The sequence below is a fragment of the Arthrobacter sp. 10L430 genome (genome assembly GCF_056395245.1).
On the sequence record NZ_JBFTJD010000066.1, the window covers coordinates 1 to 888 of the forward strand.

Consider the following 888-nt stretch of genomic DNA (forward strand, 5'->3'; position numbering starts at 1 on the left):
TCATCCAAAATCGCGTTTTTCTCGTCAACAGTGAAGTGACGATTCGACTGGCGGACAGGAATAACAAAATCCATCATGGACCTTCCCCGCCCGAGTGCCGCGTCCGGTGCAGACAGAAACCTGTCACACAAGAGCCTGACACACAGGGGGGCAGGGCCGCACGTGCGGGGCCCGGCCGCAGGTGCAGGGCAGTGCCGCGGCCGTCACACTCGGAGCCGGCCGGCCGCCGTCGGCTAATCTCGCTGTATGGCAACCGCAGACATCACTTTCCGCACGCGCAAATGGGTGCGCCCCGAGGACCTCAACGCCAACGGCACGCTGTTCGGCGGAAGCCTGCTGAAGTGGATCGACGAGGAGGCGGCCATCTACGCCATCCTCCAGCTGGGCAACGGCCGCGCGGTCACCAAATACATCTCCGAGATAAACTTCGTCAGCTCCGCGGTGCAGGGCGACCTGATCGAAATGGGCCTGACCGCCACGCGTTTCGGGCGCACCTCGCTGACCATGCGCGCCGAGGTGCGGAACATGATCACGCGCCAGAGCATCCTCACCATCGAGGAGATTGTGTTCGTGAACCTCAGTGCGCACGGCAAACCGGAGCCGCACGGCTACACCGAGATCACCTACGACCGCGACCGGATCCCCACGCACCACCTCACGGAGACGCTGGAGCAGGACTAGGGCACCGCCGTCGGGCATCCACTCTGTAAGCGGCCCTTCCCCGCATGGGCGGCCGGGACCCGGTATTTATCAAGCTGTTTGTGACAGCGGGGTGGTTTCTTTGTTGTTGATGCCGGCAGTGAGTGGTGATCCCGGGGCGGTGGGCTTGTGTCGGTATCTGTTTGGGTTGCGGGCGTAGCAGGCATCGAGTGTTTCTTGGCGCTGCTG

Annotated in this window: 1 protein-coding gene; it reads left to right on the top strand. The window is 63.2% G+C overall.

Annotated elements, in window-relative coordinates; all coding sequences use genetic code 11:
• The first annotated feature begins 246 nt into the window (after window positions 1–246).
• Window positions 247–681, top strand: a complete 435-nt coding sequence (locus AC1DDG_RS21680; protein ID WP_476877701.1) for an acyl-CoA thioesterase — start codon at window positions 247–249, stop codon at window positions 679–681.
• The last annotated feature ends 207 nt before the right edge of the window (window positions 682–888 follow it).

Excerpts from the sequence above, each read along its gene's own strand:
- AC1DDG_RS21680 (WP_476877701.1), top strand. The coding sequence starts at position 247 with ATGGCAACCGCAGACATCACTTTCCGCACGCGCAAATGGGTGCGCCCC.